We start from the raw sequence: 23,721 nt of genomic DNA, 5'->3' as shown, positions 1-23,721 counted from the left end.
GCCAGCTCGCTAATTAGCTGGTACCAGACACAGGAAAGATGGCATATCCTTCATATCAAAATACCACAGACCCGCAACACCAATCCCCATCAGTATCAGCGCCCCCAGATAACGCACACCACGCATGATGGCTTTACCCTGCACTTGCTGCAAGAGTGCTTGAGTCAGTAACAGATGTGGTAATGCACATAGGCCAAAAATCAGCATCAGCACGCCGCCCGACCAGGCATCGCCTGATAGCAGGGCAAATGGCGCAACGCCATACAAAAGTCCACAAGGCAGGCAACCCCAGCTCATCCCCATTAAAAATGGATATTTTGCGGCCTCTTGCAGCGATGGCAGTTTCTTGCTCAAACTGGCATGCAAATTTGCCAAAGCATGTTGTAGCAATGGCAGATGGGGTGACAAACCCGCTATGCGAAAACCCAAAAGTATCAACATCAAATTACCGACAACAAACAGGATCTGCTGAATTGGTAAATAAGGTTTGAACAGCATTCCGGCAGTGCCCAAGCCACCGAATATCGCGCCCACAATTACATAGGTAAAAATGCGCCCACTTTGCAACAAGGCTTGATAAAGCAAGTTGCCTGGCAGGCTGTTGGCGGTCCGCACTGTACTACCCTGAGCACCCTGGGCAAGCATGGCAATCGGAATGATCTTGCTTGCACCTCGTGCTTGGCGATTTTGCCCAGTCCGGGTCAACAGCGTGGATATGCCTCCGCACATGCCGACACAATGCACGCCGCCTATGGCTCCGGCAGTCATCGCAGCAAATACCAGAGGCAAGGTCAACATATCAAATCAGTTTGGAATATCTGGCACCTGATTGCTGCGCCAGGTAAGCATCAAATACCATCGCCAGTGCGCGCACAAATAAACGACCTCTGGGCGGGATACTGATGCTGTAATCATCAATGAGCAACAAACCTTCTTTTGCATAATCCTGCAATTTCAACAATTCAGCAGCAAAGTATTCATGAAAAGAAATTCCATACTGCATTTCCAAAAATTGAAAATTCAGGGTATTGCTGCACATCAGGCTCATGATGACTTGCCTGCGCAAGATATCATCGGCATCGAGGTGATAACCTTTTTCTACAGGCAATTTACCCTGATCAAGGCAGGCATAATACTCATCCAGTGTGCGCAGGTTCTGGCCATATGAAGCACCCACCTTGCCGATTGCCGACAAACCCAGAGCGATAAGATCACAGTCAGCTCTCGTGGTATAACCCTGGAAATTTCTATGCAGGCTGCCATCCAGTGTCGCCAGTGCAAGACTATCATCCGGTTTGGCAAAATGGTCCAGGCCTATGTAGACATAGCCTTCTGCCAGCAAGCGCCGTATGGACATCAAAAAAATCTGCAGGCGCTGTTCAGCCGATGGCAAATCGGTCTCAGCAATGCGGCGTTGTGGCTTGAAGCGTGTCGGCAAATGCGCATAGTTGTATAAGGCAATGCGGGCTGGCGACAAGGCAATGACCTGATCCAGGGTTTGCGAAAAACTCTCCAGGTTTTGTTTGGGCAAGCCATAGATCAAATCAAAATTAATCGACTGAAAACCACAGTTGCGACTGTCTGCCACGGTTTGCGCCACCATCTCGTAAGGCTGTATGCGGTGCACTGCCTTTTGTACATCGGCGTTAAAATCTTGCACACCCAGACTGGTGCGGTTGAAACCCAGCTCTGCCAATACGTGCAAGGTCTCGGTAGTGACGGTGCGCGGATCTATTTCTATCGATATTTCCGCATCATCAGAAAAGTCAAAATACTGACGCAGCAATTGCATTAATTGACGTAATTCAGCATGACTGAGGAAGGTGGGAGTACCGCCGCCCAGATGCAACTGGCTCAGGGTTTCACGCCCACCCAAGTGCGCCGCGACCAGGCGCAGTTCCTTGGCCAGATATTCCAGATATTTGGCCGAGCGACCATGGTCCTTGGTAATGACCTTGTTGCAAGCACAGTAATAACAAAGCGAAGCACAAAACGGTATATGTATGTAGAGCGACAGAGGCGGCTTGTCTGTCAGCTGGCTACGGGCCTGCAAATAGCTGACATATGACTCTGCAGTAAAGTCATCAGTGAACCTGTCTGCCGTCGGATAGGAGGTGTAACGCGGCCCCAGACTATCGAAGCGGCGTATCAGGTCTTCAGGGATTTCTATCGCTGGAAATGCAGCCGCTTCGTTCATTTTCATGATGTAATTTTCTAGTGTGCTTTTTGCACAAGCAAAGCCGTCAAACCACTAGACAGGATACCCAGCAACCAGAAGGCAAAAAAACCTACGGTATAAACACCCGTCTCATGCATTTGCAGGCGCTTGTCCAGCACGATCAATTCCATGGGATCAACCATGCTGAAGAACAAGCCTGTTGCCGCACAAGCCATCAAAAAAGCGGGCCACAAAACGATCATTAACATCGAACGCAACTGTGGTTTGCGTGCTGTGAGAGTGCTATGTTCCAAATCCTGTCCCCTTCTAGTGGTTATCCAGCCTCAGATCAGCAAAATTCAGGGATTGCCCTCATTTTGCTGCATTCAGTTGCACTGGTTTTTGTCCTGGATCAAACCAGTCGCCAGTCAGACGCCAGTCTGTGGTCTCCAGTTTGATATGGAACAACCTGACTGCGTCTTCCCCGGCATGTGGCAGCAGTTTCAGCTCGCCTTCATACTGGCCCGGGCCTATCTGCTTCAGCGGCAACCGCCGTATGACTTCGCTTACCGAATTACCACCCGTTGCCGCATTGGCCAGGCTGAGTTGTATGTTGTCTGGCAAATTACCCTTGCCACTGAGTTGCAATAGTATCTTACCCCTGGCAAAGTCGGCATTGAGATAGGCATTCAATTGCAATTCCCTGGCCTTTGCATCGCGCTGTATGTCTTTATTGATCATCAGGCCCTGCTTGTAATAATCCTCGGCGACTACCTTGTCAGCACCGCGCATGGCAACATACCCGGTATAGATACTGGCACACACCACAAAGGCGGGGCCGCCTGCAACCAGCAGCAACCATGGTTCTTTGTACCAGGTATCGCGCCTGGATTTTGGGGGCATCAGACTGGCTTCCATTTTCTTCTCCTATCGTGGCACGGTAAACACGGCTTTTTCAGTGACCGTCACTTCTGGTGAGTCAATATCCTTGACGACAAAACGTATGCGGTTAGACCCGCCAGCCAGCACATTGGCAGGCACCCTGACCCTGATCGGAAATGCTTTTGTACTTGCAGAGCCAACTTCAAGATCAGCAGGATTAACAATGACAGCACCGGCAGCGCCCTGCACTTCCACGCTGTAATGGCGCCCTGATTCCTGGGTATTCATCACTTGCAAACGGTAGACATTTTCTATCGCACCCGTTTCAGTAATTTTTGGCATACCCCTGTCCTTGATGACATCGACCTTCAAAGGTGTATGCATGGCCAGGGAAACTGCTGCCAGCAAGATGATCAGGCCGAGCAAGCCACCATAGATCAAAGTACGCGCCCGGAACACACGTTTCCACATGGCTTTGTCATCCAGCTTGCGTGTCAGGGCATGCTCGGTGGTATAGCGTATCAGGCCACGCTCATAGCCCATCTTGTCCATCACCTGGTCACAACCATCAATACAGGCTCCGCAGGCTATGCATTCATATTGCAAGCCTTCGCGGATATCAATCCCTGTTGGACAAACCTGGACGCAAATCCCGCAATCGACACAATCACCCAGGCCCTTGGCCTTGTAATCGATCTTCTTGTTTCTGGAACCACGGGGATCACCACGCGCGGTGTCATAAGTGACGATGAGCGTGTCCTTGTCAAACATGGCGCTCTGGAAGCGAGCATAAGGACACATGTATTTGCAAACCTGCTCACGCATCCAGCCTGCATTGCCATACGTGGCAAAACCGTAAAACAGGAACCAGAATGTTTCCCACGGGCCAAGGGTAAAATCACCTACCGAGATTGCCAGTTCACGGATGGGTGTGAAGTAGCCAACAAAGGTGAAACCTGTCCACAATGCCAGCGTTATCCATATAAAGTGCTTGAGGAATTTGAGTGAGAACTTGTGCGCCGACATGGGCGAGGCATCCAGCTTGATTCTGGCATTGCGTTCACCCTCTATCTTCGCTTCTATCCACAGAAAAATCTCGGTATAGACAGTTTGCGGACAGGCATAGCCGCAAAATAAACGGCCAGCTATGGCAGTAAACAAGAACAGGCTCAGGGCAGAAATCACCAGCAAGACTGCCAGATAGATAAAGTCTTGCGGCCACAGGACCAGGCCAAAAATATAGAATTTGCGGGCAACCAGATCAAACAAGACCGCTTGCCTGTCATTCCAGTTCAGCCAGGCAGTTCCGTAGAATAATGCCTGGGTAAAAAATACCAATACCCAGCGCCAGGAAGAAAACCAGCCTGTTTGTGTACGCGGATAAATCTTTCTGCGTTCTTCAAAAAGCGCCAATTCAGCTTCGTCTATCGGCACCGGGATGATGGGTATGTGCTTCATGGTGATTCTGTTCTTCTTATTTAGTAAGAACGTGTTTACGATCTGTAGCGAGCGTGCGTCAGCGGGTTGAAGAGCAGCGCAAAAAGCGGAATGTACTCTAGTACATGAGCATTTTGAGCAGCGCATGAGGCCCCGCATTAATTTCGGTTGCGCTCGCGCAGTAAGATCGTAAGCAGGTTCTAAGGCAAAAAGACAGCGCTATCCAGGGCAGGCGGGGCGTGCTGTATGATCATTGCTCCTCCTTATGCCTGATTAGCGCTGTCATCGGTATCATGAATTACTTGCTTGCAGCAGCTTCTGAAGCAGTTGCAGCGATCTGTTTAACTGCACCCGCATCTGCATCACTTATTTGCGCAGAGGCGGAGTTATTAGACAAACCCCAGACATAGGCTGCCAGCAAGTGCACTTTGCCCTCAGTCAAAATATTCTTGTGGGCTGGCATCTGGTTATTGCGACCCTTGTTGATGGTTTCCATGACATTGTCGATACCACCGCCATACAGCCATACCTTGTCTGTCAGATTGGGCGCGCCCAGAGCCTGGTTCCCTTTACCATCACCACCATGACAGGCGGCGCAGGCAGCAAATTTGGATTTACCCAAAGCCGCCTTGATAGGATCATGGGCAGAGCTGGACAAGCTCAGCACATAGTTGGCGACATTCCTGACATCATCGTCCGTGCCCAGGGCTGCGCCCATGGGTGGCATCTGGCCATGGCGACCTTCGCGTATGGTCGTCAATATGGTTTGTGGATCACCGCCATACAGCCAGTCATTGTCGGCCAGATTAGGATAGCCCTTGCCACCCTGCGCATCAGAGCCATGGCATTGCGCGCAGGTATTAAGAAACAGACGCTGACCAATGTCACGTGCCTGTGGGTCTTTGGCCACTGCCTTGATATCCATGGCCAGGTATTTATTGAAGATGGGGCCGTATTGTGCTTCTCCGTCCTTCATCTCTTTTTCATACTCGCCTTTTTGGCTCCAGCCAAATGTACCCTGCCATTTACCAAAGCCAGGATAGACGACGAGATAACCGACGCTATACACCACGGTCAGATAAAACAACCACATCCACCATTTAGGCAGGGGATTGTTTTGCTCCATCAGATCATTATCCCAGACATGACCAGTAGTCTCTGCTGGCAAGGGTTTGCCATCACTGCCTACTTTTACCTTGACCTTGGATTGTGACCACAACAATAAAACACAGGCCAGCATAGACAAGGCCGTAGCGATGGCGATGCCAGTACTCCACCATTCATTAAAAAAGTCTGCCATGGCTATTTTCCATTCTCATTATCAATTGGCAAGCGTGCCATTTTTTCGAATTTTTCCTTGTTGGAGGCACTGAATGCCCAGTAAAGAATGCCAAGGAATACGATGAGGCTGATGACCGTCACTACGCTGCTGATTATCGTGAAATTCATTTTATTTCTCCCCGAGAGGCAGGGCCGCGATGGCCCCGCTATTCCTGTATCAATTCTTGTTCTTGATTGCTGTACCCAACACCTGCAGGTAAGCGATCAGTGCATCCAGCTCGGTCTTATTGGCGACTTCAGCTGCGCTTGCCTTGATCTGCTCGTCGGTATATGGCACGCCCAGGGTTTTCATGGCCTGCAATTTTGGAGCGATTGCGTTTGCATCCAGCTGGGTCTTGGCCAACCATGGATAGGCAGGCATGTTTGACTCAACCACCACGGAACGCGGATCATTCAAATGGTCTTTGTGCCAGGTATCGCTATAGCGACCACCTACCCGCGCCAGGTCAGGACCTGTGCGCTTGCTGCCCCACTGGAAAGGATGGTCGTAGACAGATTCACCTGCCACTGAATAGTGACCATAGCGTTCAGTTTCTGCACGGAAGGGACGTATCATCTGTGAGTGGCAACCATAGCAGCCCTCTCTCAGATAAATATCGCGGCCAGCAAGTTGCAGGGCCGAGTACGGTTGCATACCCTGTACAGGCTGGGTCGTCGACTTTTGAAAAAACAAGGGAACGATCTCGACCAGACCACCAACGCTGATCGTCAAAATCACCAGCACCAGCAACAAGCCGACATTCCGCTCGATCAGATCATGAGTAAAATTACGCATCAAATTTCTCCTTTGATTTCTATGATCTATGCATGCGCTGCAGCAGCAGGCAAGGCCGGGATCGCATTATTGACAGGCTTGGCTGCCATCAAGGTTTTAGCAACGTTATAAGCCATGACCAGCATGCCACCCAGGTACAGCAAGCCACCCATCATGCGTATCACATAGTAGGGATAAGTCGCTTTGACACTTTCCACGAAAGAGTAAGTCAGGGTGCCGTCGTCATTGACTGCACGCCACATCAGACCCTGCATGACACCGGCGATCCACATGGAAGCAATGTAAAGGACAACACCTATGGTCGCTACCCAGAAATGCACTTCGATGAGACGTTTGCTATACATCTGGGTCTGACCAAACAGACGTGGGATCAGGTAATACAAACTACCAATCGTGATAAAACCAACCCAGCCCAGGGCACCAGAATGCACGTGACCCACGGTCCAGTCTGTGTAGTGCGACAAGGCATTCACAGTCTTGATTGCCATCATCGGGCCTTCAAAGGTAGACATACCGTAGAAAGACAGGGACACGATAAGGAAACGCAGGATAGGATCAGAACGCAGCTTGCTCCAGGCACCAGACAAGGTCATGATGCCGTTGACCATACCGCCCCAGGAAGGCGCCAGCAAGATCAGTGAGAACAGCATGCCTATGGATTGCGCCCAATCAGGCAAGGCGGTGTAATGCAGATGATGCGGACCCGCCCACATGTAAGTGAAAATCAAAGCCCAGAAGTGGACGATGGACAGACGATAAGAATAAACCGGACGCTCAATTTGTTTGGGGATGAAGTAATACATCATGCCCAGGAAACCGGCAGTCAGGAAAAAGCCCACCGCATTGTGGCCATACCACCATTGCACCATCGCATCCTGCACACCAGAATAGGCAGAATAGGATTTCATGAAAGACACAGGGATAGCTGCGCTATTGACGATATGCAAAACCGCTACGGCAATAATGAAGGCACCGTAAAACCAGTTAGCGACATAAATATGCTCGACCTTGCGCTTGACCAGTGTGCCAAAAAACACGATGGCATACGATACCCAGACCACAGCGATCAGCAAATCAATCGGCCATTCGAGTTCTGCATATTCCTTACCCTGGGTAAAACCCATGGGCAGGCTGATGGCCGCAGCAACAATCACCAGTTGCCAGCCCCAGAAAGTAAACTCGGCAAGACCTTCTGCAAACAGACGTACGTTAGATGTGCGCTGTACGACATAGTAGGAAGTAGCAAACAAGGCGCAACCACCGAAAGCAAAGATCACGGCATTTGTATGCAGAGGGCGCAAGCGGCCATAGCTTAGCCACGGTATCCCCCCAAGAAATTCCGGCCAGGCAAGCTGGGTTGCAATCACCACGCCCACGAGCATGCCGACTATTCCCCATACCACTGCCATGACAGAAAATTGCCTTACAACCCGATAGTTGTATGTGTTTTCTTTAGTTATTGTCATGATCTCACTCTGTTGTAAAAATACACCGCCAGAATAACAATCGCCTTGCCCAGCTACATTGATGCACATCAAATGCGGCCAGATTCAAAGTCAATAACCAGTGAAAGACTACACTTGCAAGCAAGCACAGTATCAAATTTCAAAAAACACAAAAAAAAAGACACCCAAAGGGTGCCTTTTCTCTACAACCAGAACTCGCTGAATAAGGGCGAGCCAAATAAGGGGCAGCTAAATTACGGTGCTGCAGTAACTGGCGCAGTGACAGCAGTTTTATTGACAGTCACTTTTGCTCTTTGCTTCAACAACTCAAGATAAGCATACATGTTTTGCGAAGATTGCATATTGGCCAGTTGCTGTGCTTCAGAAGCACGACGTGCAACATCAGGCGTACCTGCAGTTACCTTGCCTATACGGAAAATAACATAACCTGCATTACCCAAAGCCGTACCAACGAAGGCAGGCAGTTTTTGCGTATCAGCACGCATCAGATCAAGCAAGGCCGCGCTTGGAATATCCTGATTTTTCAAGCGCGACACCATTTTTGCCTCAGTAAAACCAGCTGTCGAATCAGCCGCTTTCAATGCTGCCAGTTTGGCGATACCTTCTTTTTCAGCCAAGGCCGCTGCTTCAGTTGCTGTTACTTGCGCCTGTATTGATGCTTTTACTTCTTCAAATGGACGTTTGGAAGCAGCTTTGTACTCAAGGATACGACCAGCAATTTTTGTATTCGGTGCAATCTCAATAGCTTCAGTATTGTGTTTTTTCTTCACTACATCGTCGGAAAACAACGCTGTCAAGAACTTGGAATTATTGACTTCAACTGTCGCAGGAACACCAGGTTTGCTGATACGAGTCAAACCATTGGCTGTTTGAATCTTCAATTTCAGTTTTTCAGCAACAGGCTTCAGACTGTCGGCCTGCTCGTACAGCATATTCCCAAAAGTCTCTGCCGCTTCTGCATAGGCTTTGACAGCTTTTTGTTTTTTGATTTCAGCAGAGATTTGCGCCTTTACTTCATCCAGTGCTTTTACAGTCGCCGGTTTGATTGCTGTGATGGTAATAATGTGAAAACCAAATTCGGTCTGAACCAGGTCACTGATTTCACCTTGCTTAAGTTTGAATGCACTTTCTTCAAACTCTGGAACCATGCCACTAGGACGGCCAAAGAAGTCCAGATCGCCCCCCTTCTCTTTGGTGCCTGGGTCATCTGAATTTTCTTTCGCCAGTTTAGCGAAGTCTTCCGGTTTTTTCTTTAACTGGGCCAGAATATCGGCTGCCTTGGTCTTTGCCTTGGCCTTGTCAGCAGCACTGCTATCCTTGCTAACAGCAATCAGAATATGGCTGGCACGACGTTGCTCTTCAGTCGTGTAGCTTTTTTCATTCGATTTATAGTAAGCCTGGACTTCAGCATCAGTGACTGTAATTTGCTCAGCCAGTGCTTCACTATTGAGGACGACATACTCGGCATTAATTTGCTCAGGAATCGCAAACTGCGCTGAGTTTTTTTCATAATAAGCCTTGAGCATTTCGTCAGTGACTTTGACCTTGGCCGCGAAATCGCCTGGTTTGTACATCAGCATCTGCACTTCGCGCTCTTGCTCATTGATTGCTGAAAAGCGATCTGCTACGGTTTTTGGTACAAAAGCACCAGCCTGAACAGGTGACAGCAATTGCTGGAGCACCATATCCTGACGCAAACGTTGCTCGAACATTACAGGCGTCATGCCCTGCTGTGCCAGCAAGCGCGTATACTGTTCATTATCAAAATGACCGTCAGCCTTCAGCATGCCAGGTGACTTGGCAATTTTATCCTGCAAAGTTGTGTCTGCAATTGCCAGCTTTCTCACTGCGATCTCAGCGGCTATAGCTTTCCGGTCTATCAACTCATCCAGGATGCTCTGCCTTGCTTCTACAGTATTGAGCATCTTTGCATCAAATTGCGGACCATACATTTGACGCATACGGTCTAACTGATCTCGTAATGCCAGATCAAACTCAGCCTGGGTAATAGGAACACCTGCGACTTTTGCAATGCCCTCCTCTTTACCAATAGAACGCAAAGCATCTGTGTTACCAAATAAAACAAGAGATGGCAAGATGAGAACAGCTAACAAAATTTGCATTAAGCGCTGATGGCTACGAATAAATTCAAACATGTTCAACCAATCAAGTGGCTAAGTATCACAATAACAATTTGACGAATACAAAAAAAGGCGAACTTTCGTTCGCCTTTTCGATTTTCTGGCGGAGCGGACGGGGCTCGAACCCGCGACCCCCGGCGTGACAGGCCGGTATTCTAACCAACTGAACTACCACTCCTTTTTTACTACAAATACTACTTTTGTCTGATCTTGGTGGGCGCTGAGAGGCTCGAACTCCCGACCTAAGCCTTGTAAGGGCTCCGCTCTACCAACTGAGCTAAGCGCCCCACGCATACAAACAAACATCGCGGCACATGTCACTGAGCCACGAAAGAGCATTAGTTTACCGCATCTTTCAACGCTTTGCCAGATTTAAATTTAGGTACCCAGGCAGATTTGATTTTGATGGCTTCGCCAGTTTTAGGATTACGGCCCGGTCTTGCAGCACGTTTGGCAACAGAAAAAGTACCAAAACCCACCAGCGTTACTGTGCCTTTTTTCTTCAATGTCGTTTTTACCGCACCGATCACTGCATCTAACGCACGCGACGAAGCCGCTTTGGAAATGTCCGCTGTTTTCGCAATATGATCGATCAACTCAGTCTTATTCACTTATAGCCCCCTCACAAAAATTTGAATTTCGCGATGATGTATTCGATTATTTTATTGGTCGTGCATCTATCACGGCAAGCAGGAAATCTGCATCCGGTATTAGAGCAAGCCGCAAAGCTTTGTGTCAAGCTGTTTGCAAGCTTTCTGTTGAAGTTTGGTGATTTGTAATTTGCTTATACAATTTTTCTGCCTTTCCAGCACGAACTTACTGTGTAAAAGATCAGTTGAGCATCTGCTTTTTGCTGCATGGAAAAGATACCCTTCCCGCCATCCTGAATTAGAATACAAGCAGCATACTGTGCAACCATTCCCAAGTCGGCATAAGGTATGGCTTAAAGTTATGGGACACCCATTCCGGCATCCTGAAGCAAAAACAAAGCGCGAACACTGAAAAATCCCGGGTAGTACCCCAAAAAAATATACTCACAAAAGATAATGAAGAATTTTGACGTAGCAATTGTAGGTAGTGGACTGGCTGGCTTATCTGTCGCTTTACATCTGGCACAAACACGCAAAGTCGCGATTATTTCCAAACGTGAATTACTGGATGGCGCCAGTAATTGGGCACAAGGTGGCATTGCCGCCGTGCTGGACTCCCACGATAGCCATGAGCAGCATATTTCAGATACCCTGATAGCCGGTGGCGGGCTTTGTGATGAAGGCGCTACCCGCTATATCATTGAACACGGGCGCGAAGCCATAGACTGGCTGATAGAGCAAGGAGTGCCCTTCACACGTGACGAAGAAGCGGAACTGGGCTTCCACCTGACTCGTGAAGGTGGCCACAGCCAGCGCCGCATCATCCATGCGGCCGATGCGACCGGCCATGCAGTGCAGGTCACACTGGAACAAAAAGTACGCAACCACCCCAACATCAGTCTGTTTGAACATCATTATGCGATTGACGTGATTACGTCCGCCAAGCTTGGTGATACTTCACCCACTCCACATTGCCTGGGCCTGTATGTTCAAGACGTAAAAACCGGCAAAGTGCATACTTTTGCTGCGCAGCATACCGTCATGGCAACGGGCGGTGCTGGCAAGGTATATCTATACACCACCAACCCCGACACGGCAACAGGTGACGGTATTGCGATGGCATGGCGTGCCGGTTGCAGGGTCAGCAATATGGAATTCATCCAGTTCCACCCTACTTGCCTCTATCATCCTTTTGCCAAATCCTTTTTGATCACCGAAGCTGTGCGCGGCGAAGGCGGCATTCTGAAATTGCCTGCCGAAGCGGGGGCTGCAGCAGGCAAACGCTTCATGACCAACCATGACGAACGCATGGAACTGGCACCGCGCGACGTAGTTGCCCGCGCAATTGACTTTGAAATGAAAAAACGTGGCCTGGACTTTGTTGAACTCGACATCAGCCATCAGCCACCAGAATTTTTGCAAGAGCATTTCCCCACCATTTATGCGCGCTGCCTGGAGCTGGGCATAGACATCACCAAACAAGCAATACCGGTAGTACCTGCTGTGCACTTCACTTGCGGCGGTATCGTCACCGATACAGATGGCCGCACTGACCTGCCAGGTTTGTATGCAGTTGGTGAAACTGCTTACACCGGCTTGCATGGCGCCAACCGCCTGGCCAGCAATTCCCTGCTTGAATGCCTGGTGGTCGGCCGCGCCGCTGCCAAACACATAGAAAAGCAGGAACGCGCCAATGTGATTGCCCTGCCAGACTGGGATGAAAGCCGCGTCTCTGATGCTGATGAAGAAGTGGTGATTGCCAATAACTGGGATGAGCTGCGTCGTTTCATGTGGAATTATGTAGGCATCGTCCGCACCACCAAACGGCTTGAGCGCGCCAAACACCGTATACGTCTGCTGAAAGAAGAGATAGACGAATACTATGCCAACTTTCGCATCTCGAATAATTTGCTGGAGTTGCGTAATCTGGTGGAAGTGGCCTCACTGATCGTCAACAGCGCCTTGTCCCGCCGTGAAAGCCGTGGCCTGCATTTCAGCCGCGACTATCCCGACACCCTGCCCAAAGCCTTGCCTACAGTGCTGTCACCAAAACGGAAAAAGTAAATCTGCACTTAAAATGCTTTGTAATTTTGCTTGCCATACCAATAGCCATTTGACAAATTAAATTATCAGCCTGATACTGCCCAGCTAACTCGCCGGGCGGTATTTTCGCACTATTTTCTGGCGGGATTCATATAAAAATCCAGAGAAAATTTGCATGATAAAGCTGAGCCAGATACGCAAAACCTATAAGCAGGGTGGTAATGAAATCAGGGCACTCGATGGCATAGATCTCCATATAGCCAGCGGGGAATTCGTCGCCATCATGGGGCCCTCTGGCTCGGGCAAATCCACATTACTGAATGTGCTGGGCGCACTTGATCGCCCGGATCATGGCAGCTACCTGCTGAACAAGGAAGACATCAGCGTCATGAATGATGATGCGGCTTCTGATATCCGCAATCGCAATATCGGCTTTGTCTTTCAATCCTTTCATTTACTGCCACGCCTGACCGTACTGGAAAATGTTTTGCTGCCACAGCGCTATAGCAATTCGCCAGATGCCCAGGCTGAAACACGCGCCCGCCAATTGCTAGAGCGCATAGGCCTGGCAACCCGCATGGATCACCGCCCAGGTGAATTATCTGGTGGCCAGTTGCAACGCGCAGCTATTGCCCGCGCCCTGCTGAACCAACCTGCCCTGCTGCTGGCCGACGAACCAACAGGCAATCTGGATTCAAAGAGTGCGGCAGATGTTCTGAACTTGCTGAGCGAATTGCATGCGGGTGGGCAGACGCTGGTGCTGGTTACCCATGATCCTGCAGTTGCAGCCAAAGCGCAGAGAACCATCCATCTGGCGGATGGCAAGGTCGCGGGGATTGCAGCATGAAGCATATAGACAAGCATAAGCACAAACATAAGCACATGAGATTATCGGCACTGCATTTATCTGTCATGCTGGCACTGACAAGCAGCTCTGCTCTATTGTCAGGTGCTACTGTCGCCCCGGCCAGCACAGCTAGCGCAGTCACAGCAAAAAATCGCCCTGTCTTATTGACTGGTGAAGTCATTGCCAAAGACTCACAAATCATTTTTGTGCCGCCCTCAAATTCCGCGCCTGTAGTGTTGCGCAATTTTATTGCTGAAGGCAGCAAGGTCAAAAAAGGCGATCTGGTATTACGCATAGAAACGCCTAATGGTTCGAATATAGAGCAACTTGAAATTGGCTTGCAGCAAACCAGGGCCAAAGCTGATTCTGAGCAGGCCAAGCTGGAAGTTGCCACGCTAGAAGCCGAAAAAAACCTGCTCACAGCCAGGGCAGCACTCGCCAAGGCGCTCGTCGATGCAGCCTTGCCAAAGTCGCAAATTTCCGCACTGGATTTTGATAAATACCAGGGAGAAAAAGAAAAATCAGAACGCGACCTGCAAGTGAAGCAACTGGCATTTGATAACGCCTATGCTGCCATCAACAGAAAAAAATCAGATGCTGAACTGGAAATCAAAAAACAGGAAATCAATATCCAATATCTGAAGGCACAACTGACACTGTCTGAAGTACGGGCCACTCAGGATGGCTTCGTCGTCCATGGATACAGCACCTGGCGTAACGAGAGACTGGAAGAAGGTTCCAGCGCCTTTCCTGGCAATAATGCTGGCCAGGTCATAGGCTCAGGCCAGATGGAGGTACAGGCCTGGGCACTGGAAGCCGACAGGATATACCTGAAAGAGGGGCAAGCCGTTAAACTGAAATTTGATGCCTTACCCGGATCAGAAACAATCGCCAGTATCACCAGCATTTCCAATGCCCCTGAAGAGCATAGCAGTTGGGGTTATGGCAGATATTTTCGCGTCAGCATCAAGTTGCCACCACAATTAAATTTCAAGCTGGTGCCAGGCATGAGTGCACTAATTGAGCCAGTACAGGCCAGCCAGCAAGCCTCAGAAAAGCGCATCAATAAAACCGGGGAACTGACCATAGAAGGTGAAATACAATCGCGCAACAATACGCCTATAGGGCCGCCAACCATCCCTTATATCTGGCAATACACCCTGGCAAAAATTGCGCCCGAAGGCAGCCCGGTAAAAGCGGGTGACATACTTGCCATGTTCCAGGCTGCTGAAGTACCAACACAACTTGCCAACCAAAAAAGTCAGTTGAATGAAAAGCTGAGGGCACTGGAAAAACTCAAGCTGGAACAATCAGAGGCAGAAAAAGCTGCCGACCTGGCAGTAGCTGAAGCACAAAGCAATGCTGAAAAGGCCGCACGCAAAGCCACCATGCCAAAAGAATTGATACGACGCGTGGATTACGACAAGCTGGTCATAGAAAAATCCCTTAATAGTGATCTGGCAGCACTGTCCTTGCGTCTGCGTGTCACACAGGCACGCGCCCGCAAGGCAGAAAAGGCCGGACTGGAAACCGAGGTAGCAAAGTTGCAGGGGAAGATAGACGTATTGGTGAAAGGTCAGCAAGCACTGACCATTACAGCGACAAAACCCGGCATGATGATCTACAAAAGCAATATGGACGGCGAAAAATTCACTACCGGCAGCCAGATCTGGATGGGCCTGTCGATAGCCAGTGTGGCTGATCCTGACAAATTATTTGTCTCAGCCAAAATACCAGAAGCGCAGTCAAGCGCGATCGCCATAGGGCAAAGCGCACGCATCACCATCCCCGGCGCAAACCTGACGGTGCCTGCACGCGTCACTGGCCTTGGTAATGTATTTCATAGCAAATCCACTTCACAACCCATCATTGTGCGCGATATAGAACTTGAATTTGACCAGATGCCCAAAGGACTTAAACCTGGAGCTGCCGTGCAAGCCATTCTGAGCGCAGCTGGAACAGACACAATAGCAGGAGCAGTTAAAAAATGAAAATCTGGCTCAAATCCAAACTCATCTTTACCTGCCTGGCAATAGCCGTCAGCAATCTTGCCTGCACAGGCAAAACAGATCAGATACAAGTAGCGACAGAAACTTTCGCGCCAAGAACCTGGCAAGAAAGCATCGTCGTCGACGGCGAAATTATTGCGGCCAACAAAACCCCTTTGACCGTACCGGGACAAGGCTGGGATGGCCGCACCCTGATAGACATGCTGCCCGAAGGTAGCCTGGTAAAAAAAGATCAGGTCATTGCCCGTTTTGATGCGCCCAAATCCCGCATGGAATTATCGCAGGCAGAACTGGAATTGCTACGCAAGGAATTGGCAAAAGAAACCATACAGGCCAGCGATGCCAGCAGCCGCTCTACCCTGTCTGCAGATCATGCAAAAGTCCAGACAGACTTGCGCCTGAGTGAGCGCTATGCCAATGCTGACCTGGCCATTTTTTCTCGCAATAAAATTCTGGATGAACTGCAGGATAGCGGATTCCTCAAAGACAAGCGCGGCTATCTGAACTGGAAAACTGGCCAGGTGCAGGCGCGTAGCGCAGCAGAACAAGCGGTACTGAGCTCACAAAAAGAAAGTGTCAGCCTGAATGCCGTCCAGCACAAAAAAAACCTGGATGCGCTGGAATTACTGGCACCGCATGATGGCGTTTTCTTGTTGCAGACAAACTGGGACGGCAGCAAACCTCAGGTGGGAGGAAGTTTTCGCCCGCGCGAAGAATTTGGCTCACTACCCGACCTGGAACAACTGGTTGCCAAATTCAATATAGAAGAAGGCCGTACCTTTGGCTTGAAAGTGGGCTTGCCTGTTAAAGTAAGGTTGGCTGGCAGTGGCCAGGAAATTGAACTCAGCATCACCAAGGTTGGCAACAGCGCCAGCGTCACTTCACGGGACTCTCCTGTGAAATTCATCACGTTTGAAGCTGCCTTCAAAAAAGAACAGGCCCAAAGCCTGGCATTGAAACCAGGTCAGGCATTATTGGGCACAGTAAGCCTCATCAATCAAGCCAAAGCCATGACCATACCAAATATCGCCCTGATCCAGGACGGTGCCAGCTTCGCGGCCTATATCAAAGAAGGCGATCAGCTCAAACGCCAGACTGTCGTCCTCGGCCAGCGCGGCCCGGTGCGCAGTGAAATCAAGTCAGGTATCAGCCAGGGTAATCAGATTGTTCTTCTGCCGGAAATAAAAGATAAAGAAAAAAACAAAGAAAAGAACAAGGATACACAGTCATGAACCGCGCCCTGATACTGGAAGCAATCAATGAACTGCAAAGGCGCAAATTACGTACCGGCCTGACTTTATTGGGCATGATATTTGGCGTCGCAGCCATCGTTGCCATGCTGGCTGTGGGCGAAGGCAGCCGCCGCGAAGCCTTGCGTCTGGTAGCGGAACTGGGCCTGGATAATGTCATCATTGAAAGCAAGAACATCGACGACAAACGTCTCAAAGATATACGTACACGCTCACTGGGCTTGTCTGCCGCCGACGCCGATGCCGCGCTGGCAGTCGTGCCTGGCGCAAAAGCAGTGGCGTTAAAAAAAGAAATCAAGGTTGACCAACTTGTTAATGGCAGCAATGTTGTTCCTGCCCGCGCCTTTGCCGTATCTGACTCGTATGCTGAACTCGGTGGCCTGCAAATAGGCCAGGGGCGCTGGTTGAGCCCTTCTGACGATGCCAGTCTGGCACCGGTATGTGTGATAGGCCCACGCCTGGCACATCAACTGTTTGGTGACAAGAATCCTGTCGGCGAACGCATCAAACTCAATCATGCCTGGCTGGAAGTGGTTGGCGTACTGGCGAACCGTGCGCTGAGCAAATCAGAATTCGAGGGCGTTAAACTGGGCCTGGACGACGAACGCCTGTTTGTCCCCTGGCAAACCGGGCGCGCCCGTTTCCATTTCACTGCACTGGAAAACGAGGTCGACAGCATGAGTTTGCGCCTGGATGGTCAGACACCACCAGACATCGCTGCGCGAGTCCTGCAAAACCTGATAGAACAAAGACATGCAGGTACCGATGATACCAATCTCATTGTCCCCATGGGCTTGTATCGGCAAAACCAGCAGACCCAGCGCATCTTCACCATCGTCATGAGTTCGATTGCTGCCGTATCCTTATTAGTGGGTGGCATAGGCATCATGAATATCATGCTGGCCAATGTACTAGAACGTCGCCGCGAGATTGGCTTGAAACGCGCCCTTGGTGCACGCAGGCGCGATGTCATAGAACAGTTTCTCGCAGAAGCCCTGGTCATCGCCTTCAGCGGCGCCTTGCTCGGTGTCGTGCTGGGAGCAATCGCAGCATATAGTATCGCCGCACTGGCAGGCTGGTCAGTCGCCTGGTCACCTGTCAGCCTGTTTATTGCCGTCAGCGCCTGCGTGGCTGTGGGCCTGGGCTTTGGTGTATTTCCTGCACGTCAGGCAGCGGCACTGGACCCGATTGCAGCTTTGCGGACGGATGGTTGACTCAGCACATCTGCGTATTCCAATGCAATTAAATGCCATTAATCTGGGACGAGGAAAAAATGAAATTCACTCCCTTATCATCCAAAGATTTTGAATATTTGTGTGATATATATGAAGCAGAAAAATACGATAGTCAGGCCGAATTACTGGAAGACTGGAGAGAGTTGGGAGACATGTTCCCCGACTCCAGAATACTGCTGACTTTAGATAATCTGGGACAAGCTCAGTACACATCCATGCATAGCAAGGGCTCTCATGACCTGGACGAGACCGAGGGTTACGACTTAAGCTCACTTGATGCGATATGCTTTGAAGATGGCGAGCATGTCGGCTATCTGAGTAGCAAATCTGAATTTTTTATTCGTTTGGGAAATTTTGAAAAACTATGCAAGGAAAGCAGCCTGGAGCGAATTTTTCAGGAAAAAAACCTGCTTTTAAATGATGAATCACTTTCAGAATTAATCTCTGCGCAAGAAAACTGGTTATCAATTCTGGATGACAGCATTTATGCTTTCAGAGCCATCGTCAACAAGGCAGAAGACAGTCTTGCAGCCTTTCCAAACGGCTATTTTTCATCCGACCTGAATCCCTTTGAAAATCATGCCCTGTGCCGGCATCTCAGAGTAAATTATGGTTACAGCCTGATGGGAATCGGTGCGTCATACCTTGCCCTCCTCAGGGAATCGCAGCTAAGCCCGAGCCAGGCAAGTGACCTGACAGATATTTTACTGAAGCTTTACGGTGAAAAAGCCATGAGCTGGATTGAACTGGTCATGAACAAAAAAGAAGAATCGCAACATGTGCTGGTGTTGCGATATACGGAATAGATTATTTCGTATATCGCAGCTACATCTTGCGAATTGATGGTAATGAATTGGCTATATGTAGCGCAAAATAAATCATGAGAGATAACTACGCCCTTTATCTCTCGTACGAAATTCATTTTCAAGCCCTGTACAATTTCTCTGTACGCAAGCAAACCAGTTGACCTGATTGAATGTGCATGACGAATTGAGATTATCTTTTAAAAAAGCACAATTCTCAAATTCGCAGTTAACAAACCTGGCACCAGAAAATGTTGTTCCACGAAAAATACAATTCGAGAATTTCACATCAACAAAGATGCAGGTGTTGAACAAACCCCAGTACCATCCGCAGTCAGCAAAGCTGCACGCCAGGAAAGTAGATGTGATGTCTCCGCCTTCAAATTGAATATCTGAAAACTCACAATAGCGAAAAACATGTTCATCCAGGCTGACTGGTTTCTTCAACCTGGATATAAAGTTCTGGTTTTCAAACAGCATGTGACATGAAGGGATTAAACAATCCGCAAGGAATAATCCGTCGCTTTGACATCCTTGGTCAGGCTGCCTATGGATATTCTGTCGACACCGGTCTCAGCAATTGCTCTCACGCTTGCATGATCGATACCGCCGGATGCTTCCAGCAAGGCGCGACCATCGGTAATGGCAACTGCTTCGCGCATCATGTCAGTGTTGAAGTTATCCAGCAAGATGGATGTCGCACCGGCATTCAGTGCCGTTTGCAATTGTTCCAGGGTTTCCACTTCTATTTGTATAGTGACACCAGCATTCAGGCTCAGCGCCTTTTGCATGGCTTCAGCCACGCCACCTGCTGCAGCGATATGGTTTTCCTTGATGAGGATGCCATCGTACAATGCCAGGCGCTGGTTCTTGCCACCACCTACACGCACTGCATATTTTTGCGCCAGACGCAGGCCAGGCAAGGTTTTGCGTGTATCGAGTATCGCTGCTTTTGTGCCAGCGATGATGGCGACATATTTGCTGGTGGCGGTTGCGACAGCAGATAATAATTGCAGGAAGTTCAGCGCAGCACGTTCGGCTGTCAGCAAGGCCCTGGCAGGTGCCTTGATTTTACAGACGACAGTGTTGGCCTTCATTTGCTCGCCTTCGGCATATTGCCAGTCTACTTCTATACTTGTATCCAGTGCTGCCATGACGGCGTTAAACCATGGAGCACCACACAGAACAGCATCTTCACGCACGATGACTTGTGCATTCACGATTTCATCAGCAGGCACCAGCAAACCTGTCAGATCAGCAGCGCCGACATCTTCAGCCAGCGCATCACTGATATTGCGTTCAAATGCTTTTTGTAAATCTGCATCAAAAGGGAAATGCGTATTCTTTAAATTACCAGACATGTCCAGATAACCTCGATTTAATTGGATGGAGCTTGTGCAGCATTCAGGCAGGGCCTATGCCAGAGAACAGCTTGGCTTCTTTAGCCAGATCACCGGACGGGCGCACATTGGCTTTTTTGGCCGCTGCGAAATCCAGCATGCGGTCTATGCAAACCTTGGCTTTTTGCCCTACTGCCGGGTCAACCTGGATTTCATTATTACCGTTCTCCAGTACCTGCAGCAGATTGCGCAAGCCATTCATTGCCATCCATGGGCAATGTGCACAGCTTTTGCAAGTCGCGCTATTGCCAGCGGTTGGGGCAACGATGAATCGTTTGCCTGGCGCCGCCATCTGCATTTTATGGAGGATGCCATTATCGGTTGCAACGATAAATTCTTCTGCATCCAGCGTCATAGCAGCATGAATCATTTGTGAAGTCGAACCGACCACATCAGCGAGTGCAACCACGGCTGCCGGGGACTCAGGATGAACCAGGACCTTGGCATGAGGATGCTCAGCCTTGAGCACATCCAGCTCTATGCCCTTGAATTCATCATGCACAAGACAGGAACCCTGCCACAGCAGCATGTCAGCACCGGTCTGTTTCTGGATATAAGCACCCAGATGTTTATCAGGTGCCCAGAGTATTTTTTTACCTTGCGCATGCAGGTGAGCGACGATGTCCAGACCTATGCTGGACGTCACCATCCAGTCAGCTCTTGCCTTGACGGCTGCGCTGGTATTGGCATACACGACGACGGTACGGTCAGGATGGGCATCGCAGAACGCTGCAAACTCATCTGCCGGGCAACCCAGGTCCAGCGAGCAGGTCGCATCCAGGTCGGGCATTAAAATGGTTTTTTCGGGGCTGAGTATTTTGGCGGTTTCGCCCATGAACTTGACACCAGCCACCACCAGGGTCTTGGCGGGATGATCACGTCCAAATCTTGCCATTTCCAGCGAGTCAGAAACACAGCCACCGGTTTCTTCTGCCAGGTCTTGCAATTCGGCATCGACATAATAATGCGCCACCAGTACAGCCTGCTTTTCTTTCAAGAGCTGGCGTATTCTGGCTTTGAGTTCCAGTTTTTCTATTGCTGAAGGCGCATCAGGTATGCGCGCCCAGGCATTGGCGGTACAGCTACTGCCCACATCCATCTGAGGACGTTCAAATTCGACAACTTTGGTTTCCATATAGCCCTACATATCTGGAGTACATGCTGGCATGCACTCTGATGACAAGAAATATTGGCAGGCTTGGGATTGCCAGATTTGCATCCAGCGCCCCTTTAGCCTGCATCCACTACTGCATTTCAAGCCATAGTATACGCTGTTACCAGATATTTACCCGGGTCGCCGTTGGACGCAGTGGCGACCGATCACCCTTGCACTGGAAAGCATCAGAAAATTCTGTCATATTTGCCAATGGTGCAATGACACGGTATTTGTCTGGTGAGTGGGGATCAGTTGCCAGTTTCATACGCAACATTTCATCACGGATAAGGCTGCGGAAGCTTTGGGCATTGGCAACAAAAAAACGCTGCTCTGCTGTCAAACCATCAATTTCCTTAGCCTGGGGCTTGCGTTCCAGTGATTTTCGCAAGGCTTGCAGGGCAATCTTCATACCGCCCAAGTCAGCAATATTTTCACCGGCAGTCAGCTTGCCATTGATATGCAATTTGTCGATAGGATTAAACTCATCAAATTGCTTTTCTATAGCTTTGACACGGACCAGGAATTTTTTCTCATCGTCCTTGGTCCACCAGCTTTTCAGGTTACCCTGGGCATCATATTGGCGGCCTTCATCATCAAAGGCATGGGTCAGTTCGTGACCAATTGTTGCACCGGTATTGCCATAGTTGGCGGCAGGGTCAGCATTCACATGGTACAGAGGCGGTTGCAGTATGCCTGCCGGGAACACCATTTCATTCATGGTCGGGTTGTAATAGGCATTCACGGTTTGTGGCGTCATGCCCCACTCATTCCTGTCTATGGGCTTGCCGAGCTTGGCGAGATTGCGCTTGAATTCAAATTCAGCGGCGCGTGCCATGTTTGCAGCATAGGGGCCAGTATCAATTTGCAAGCTGCTGTAATCACGCCATACATCGGGGTAACCTATTTTCACCAGGATAGTGTCAAGTTTTTTATAGGCTTGCTGCTTGGTGGTATCCGACATCCATTCCAGCTTGCTAATGCTTTCGCGCATGGCCAGTTTGATGTTATCGACCATTTCCAGCACACCTGCCTTGGCTTCCGGGCCAAAGAATTTGGCAACATACAGCTCGCCCATGGCTTCGCCGGCCATGACATCGATAGAACCCAAAACACGCTTCCAGCGTGGTTGCAATTCCTTGGTACCAGCCAGGGTCTTGCCATAGAAATCAAAATTAGCATTGACGAAGGCTGAGCTCAAATCCCTGGCACGCGCATTCGCCAGTTGCCAGCGCAAATAAGTTTTCCATTGATCAAGGCTGATGGTATTGACCATGCGCCCTGCTTCGGCAATGAACTTGGGATGGGCAAGATTGAACTGACCAGGCTGCGCCAGGCCCAGTTCATTGAAATAGGTGGACCATGCAGTTTTATTGTCTGTCTTTTGCAGAGCATTCAAGTCAGACAAATGGTAACTGGCTTGCGGGTCACGCAATTCGACCTTGGTCAAGGATGCCTTGGCCAGACGAGTTTCCAGTGTCATCACAACTGCAGCGTTTTTCTTTGCCAGGTCTGGAGCATCGCCGAGCAAAGTAAAAATCTGGGTAACATAGGCGACATACTTGTCACGGATATCCCTGGTCTTGGCATCGGTCTTCAGGTAATAATCGCGGTCAGGCAAACCCAGGCCACCTTGCATGATTTGCGGGATATAACGGGTAGTATTTTTAGCGTCCTGATCTACTGCAAAACCAAACAAGGGAGAAACACCTTGCTTGTGCAATCCAGCGATCACAGCCAACAACTGCTGGCTATCCTTGATGTTATTGATTTGCGCAAACTGTGGTTCCAGCGGTTTGATACCTTCTTTTTCTATCTGTGCTTCATTCATGCCGCTGGCATAAAAAGCACCGACCAGTTGTGCTGCCTTGCTCTTGCCGTCACCTTTTGCAGCGGTCTCGGCAATCAGTTTCAAGGCGATCAGATTTCGTTCAGTCACTTCGTCGTAGGCACTGTAACGCGCACGGTCGGAAGGAATGGGATTGGCTTTCAGCCATTCGCCATTTGAATACTGGAAGAAATCTGTGCAAGGATCAGCCTTTTTATCCATGGTCATGGATTCCAAGACCAATTGGTTTGAAGTCGCTGTCTGAGCAAATACTGCATTACCCATGCAAGTCACGCCAACCAGGCTGGCCATCACACTGCGTTTGAAGATATTTTTTGTTTTCATTTTTTTGTCCCTGTTTCT

At 49.6% G+C, this 23,721-nt stretch carries 21 protein-coding genes and 2 tRNA genes; 6 read left to right on the top strand and 17 right to left on the bottom strand.

The window, feature by feature from the left end; all coding sequences use genetic code 11:
* Window positions 1-9: 9 nt before the first annotated feature.
* The 13 genes from DFR42_RS00860 to DFR42_RS00800 form a co-directional block, all read right to left on the bottom strand.
* Window positions 10-798 (bottom strand): sulfite exporter TauE/SafE family protein, encoded by a 789-nt coding sequence (locus DFR42_RS00860; RefSeq protein ID WP_110253067.1) that lies wholly within the window; start codon window positions 796-798, stop codon window positions 10-12.
* Between the two features lies 1 nt (window position 799).
* Entirely contained in the window at window positions 800-2,203 is a 1,404-nt protein-coding gene (gene hemN, locus DFR42_RS00855) for an oxygen-independent coproporphyrinogen III oxidase (protein WP_110253066.1), read from the bottom strand.
* Window positions 2,204-2,214: 11 nt separating this feature from the next.
* Complete coding sequence (locus tag DFR42_RS00850) at window positions 2,215-2,472, bottom strand: hypothetical protein (RefSeq protein ID WP_245936781.1); 258 nt, start codon at window positions 2,470-2,472, stop codon at window positions 2,215-2,217.
* A gap of 58 nt (window positions 2,473-2,530) precedes the next feature.
* A complete protein-coding gene (locus DFR42_RS00845) occupies window positions 2,531-3,076 on the bottom strand; it encodes a FixH family protein (protein ID WP_110253064.1) in 546 nt (181 codons plus the stop codon).
* Window positions 3,077-3,085: 9 nt separating this feature from the next.
* The gene (gene ccoG / locus DFR42_RS00840; RefSeq protein ID WP_110253063.1) at window positions 3,086-4,498 is read right to left on the bottom strand and encodes a cytochrome c oxidase accessory protein CcoG; all 1,413 of its coding nucleotides are present in this window, start codon (window positions 4,496-4,498) and stop codon (window positions 3,086-3,088) included.
* Window positions 4,499-4,775: 277 nt separating this feature from the next.
* On the bottom strand, window positions 4,776-5,777 hold the full coding sequence (gene ccoP / locus DFR42_RS00835) for a cytochrome-c oxidase, cbb3-type subunit III (RefSeq protein ID WP_110253062.1): 1,002 nt from the start codon (window positions 5,775-5,777) through the stop codon (window positions 4,776-4,778).
* 2 nt (window positions 5,778-5,779) lie between these two features.
* Complete coding sequence (locus tag DFR42_RS00830) at window positions 5,780-5,926, bottom strand: cbb3-type cytochrome oxidase subunit 3 (RefSeq protein WP_110253061.1); 147 nt, start codon at window positions 5,924-5,926, stop codon at window positions 5,780-5,782.
* A 49-nt stretch (window positions 5,927-5,975) separates the two neighbouring features.
* Entirely contained in the window at window positions 5,976-6,593 is a 618-nt protein-coding gene (ccoO, locus tag DFR42_RS00825; RefSeq protein ID WP_110253060.1) for a cytochrome-c oxidase, cbb3-type subunit II, read from the bottom strand.
* 26 nt (window positions 6,594-6,619) lie between these two features.
* Window positions 6,620-8,059, bottom strand: a complete 1,440-nt coding sequence (ccoN, locus tag DFR42_RS00820) for a cytochrome-c oxidase, cbb3-type subunit I (protein ID WP_110254173.1) — start codon at window positions 8,057-8,059, stop codon at window positions 6,620-6,622.
* 233 nt (window positions 8,060-8,292) lie between these two features.
* Window positions 8,293-10,215 carry a SurA N-terminal domain-containing protein gene (locus DFR42_RS00815; RefSeq protein ID WP_110253059.1) on the bottom strand — a complete coding sequence of 641 codons (1,923 nt, stop codon included), beginning with the start codon at window positions 10,213-10,215 and terminating at the stop codon, window positions 8,293-8,295.
* A gap of 86 nt (window positions 10,216-10,301) precedes the next feature.
* Window positions 10,302-10,378 (bottom strand) — tRNA-Asp (locus DFR42_RS00810).
* Window positions 10,379-10,411: 33 nt separating this feature from the next.
* Window positions 10,412-10,487 (bottom strand) — tRNA-Val (locus DFR42_RS00805).
* A 51-nt stretch (window positions 10,488-10,538) separates the two neighbouring features.
* Window positions 10,539-10,811, bottom strand: coding sequence for an HU family DNA-binding protein (locus DFR42_RS00800; RefSeq protein ID WP_110253058.1), 273 nt, complete (start codon window positions 10,809-10,811; stop codon window positions 10,539-10,541).
* A 435-nt stretch (window positions 10,812-11,246) separates the two neighbouring features.
* Between DFR42_RS00800 and nadB the strand changes: the two genes are divergently transcribed.
* From nadB to DFR42_RS00770, 6 genes are all read left to right on the top strand, one after another.
* A complete protein-coding gene (nadB, locus tag DFR42_RS00795; protein ID WP_110253057.1) occupies window positions 11,247-12,854 on the top strand; it encodes an L-aspartate oxidase in 1,608 nt (535 codons plus the stop codon).
* Between the two features lie 154 nt (window positions 12,855-13,008).
* Entirely contained in the window at window positions 13,009-13,680 is a 672-nt protein-coding gene (locus DFR42_RS00790) for an ABC transporter ATP-binding protein (RefSeq protein ID WP_110253056.1), read from the top strand.
* Window positions 13,681-13,715: 35 nt separating this feature from the next.
* Complete coding sequence (locus DFR42_RS00785) at window positions 13,716-15,671, top strand: HlyD family secretion protein (RefSeq protein WP_110254172.1); 1,956 nt, start codon at window positions 13,716-13,718, stop codon at window positions 15,669-15,671.
* A complete protein-coding gene (locus DFR42_RS00780; RefSeq protein ID WP_110253055.1) occupies window positions 15,668-16,921 on the top strand; it encodes an efflux RND transporter periplasmic adaptor subunit in 1,254 nt (417 codons plus the stop codon). Before DFR42_RS00785 ends, DFR42_RS00780 begins: the two co-directional genes overlap by 4 nt.
* Window positions 16,918-18,153, top strand: coding sequence for an ABC transporter permease (locus DFR42_RS00775; RefSeq protein WP_110253054.1), 1,236 nt, complete (start codon window positions 16,918-16,920; stop codon window positions 18,151-18,153). Before DFR42_RS00780 ends, DFR42_RS00775 begins: the two co-directional genes overlap by 4 nt.
* A 59-nt stretch (window positions 18,154-18,212) precedes the next feature.
* Window positions 18,213-18,980 carry a hypothetical protein gene (locus tag DFR42_RS00770; protein ID WP_110253053.1) on the top strand — a complete coding sequence of 256 codons (768 nt, stop codon included), beginning with the start codon at window positions 18,213-18,215 and terminating at the stop codon, window positions 18,978-18,980.
* Window positions 18,981-19,052: 72 nt separating this feature from the next.
* Here the strand turns inward: DFR42_RS00770 and DFR42_RS29970 are convergent, their stop codons facing one another.
* The 4 genes from DFR42_RS29970 to DFR42_RS00750 all read right to left on the bottom strand — a co-directional run bounded on the left by DFR42_RS29970 (window position 19,053) and on the right by DFR42_RS00750 (window position 23,703).
* On the bottom strand, window positions 19,053-19,457 hold the full coding sequence (locus DFR42_RS29970; protein ID WP_110253052.1) for a pentapeptide repeat-containing protein: 405 nt from the start codon (window positions 19,455-19,457) through the stop codon (window positions 19,053-19,055).
* A 14-nt stretch (window positions 19,458-19,471) separates the two neighbouring features.
* A complete protein-coding gene (gene nadC, locus DFR42_RS00760; RefSeq protein WP_110253051.1) occupies window positions 19,472-20,338 on the bottom strand; it encodes a carboxylating nicotinate-nucleotide diphosphorylase in 867 nt (288 codons plus the stop codon).
* A 43-nt stretch (window positions 20,339-20,381) separates the two neighbouring features.
* The gene (gene nadA / locus DFR42_RS00755; protein ID WP_110253050.1) at window positions 20,382-21,512 is read right to left on the bottom strand and encodes a quinolinate synthase NadA; all 1,131 of its coding nucleotides are present in this window, start codon (window positions 21,510-21,512) and stop codon (window positions 20,382-20,384) included.
* Window positions 21,513-21,651: 139 nt separating this feature from the next.
* A complete protein-coding gene (locus tag DFR42_RS00750) occupies window positions 21,652-23,703 on the bottom strand; it encodes a M13 family metallopeptidase (protein WP_110253049.1) in 2,052 nt (683 codons plus the stop codon).
* Window positions 23,704-23,721 lie beyond the last annotated feature (18 nt).

Source organism: Undibacterium pigrum (assembly GCF_003201815.1).
Classification (GTDB): Bacteria; Pseudomonadota; Gammaproteobacteria; order Burkholderiales; family Burkholderiaceae_D; genus Undibacterium; species Undibacterium pigrum.
Note: the sequence above shows the minus strand (reverse complement) of the source record. Positions and strands in the feature narration are given on the sequence as shown.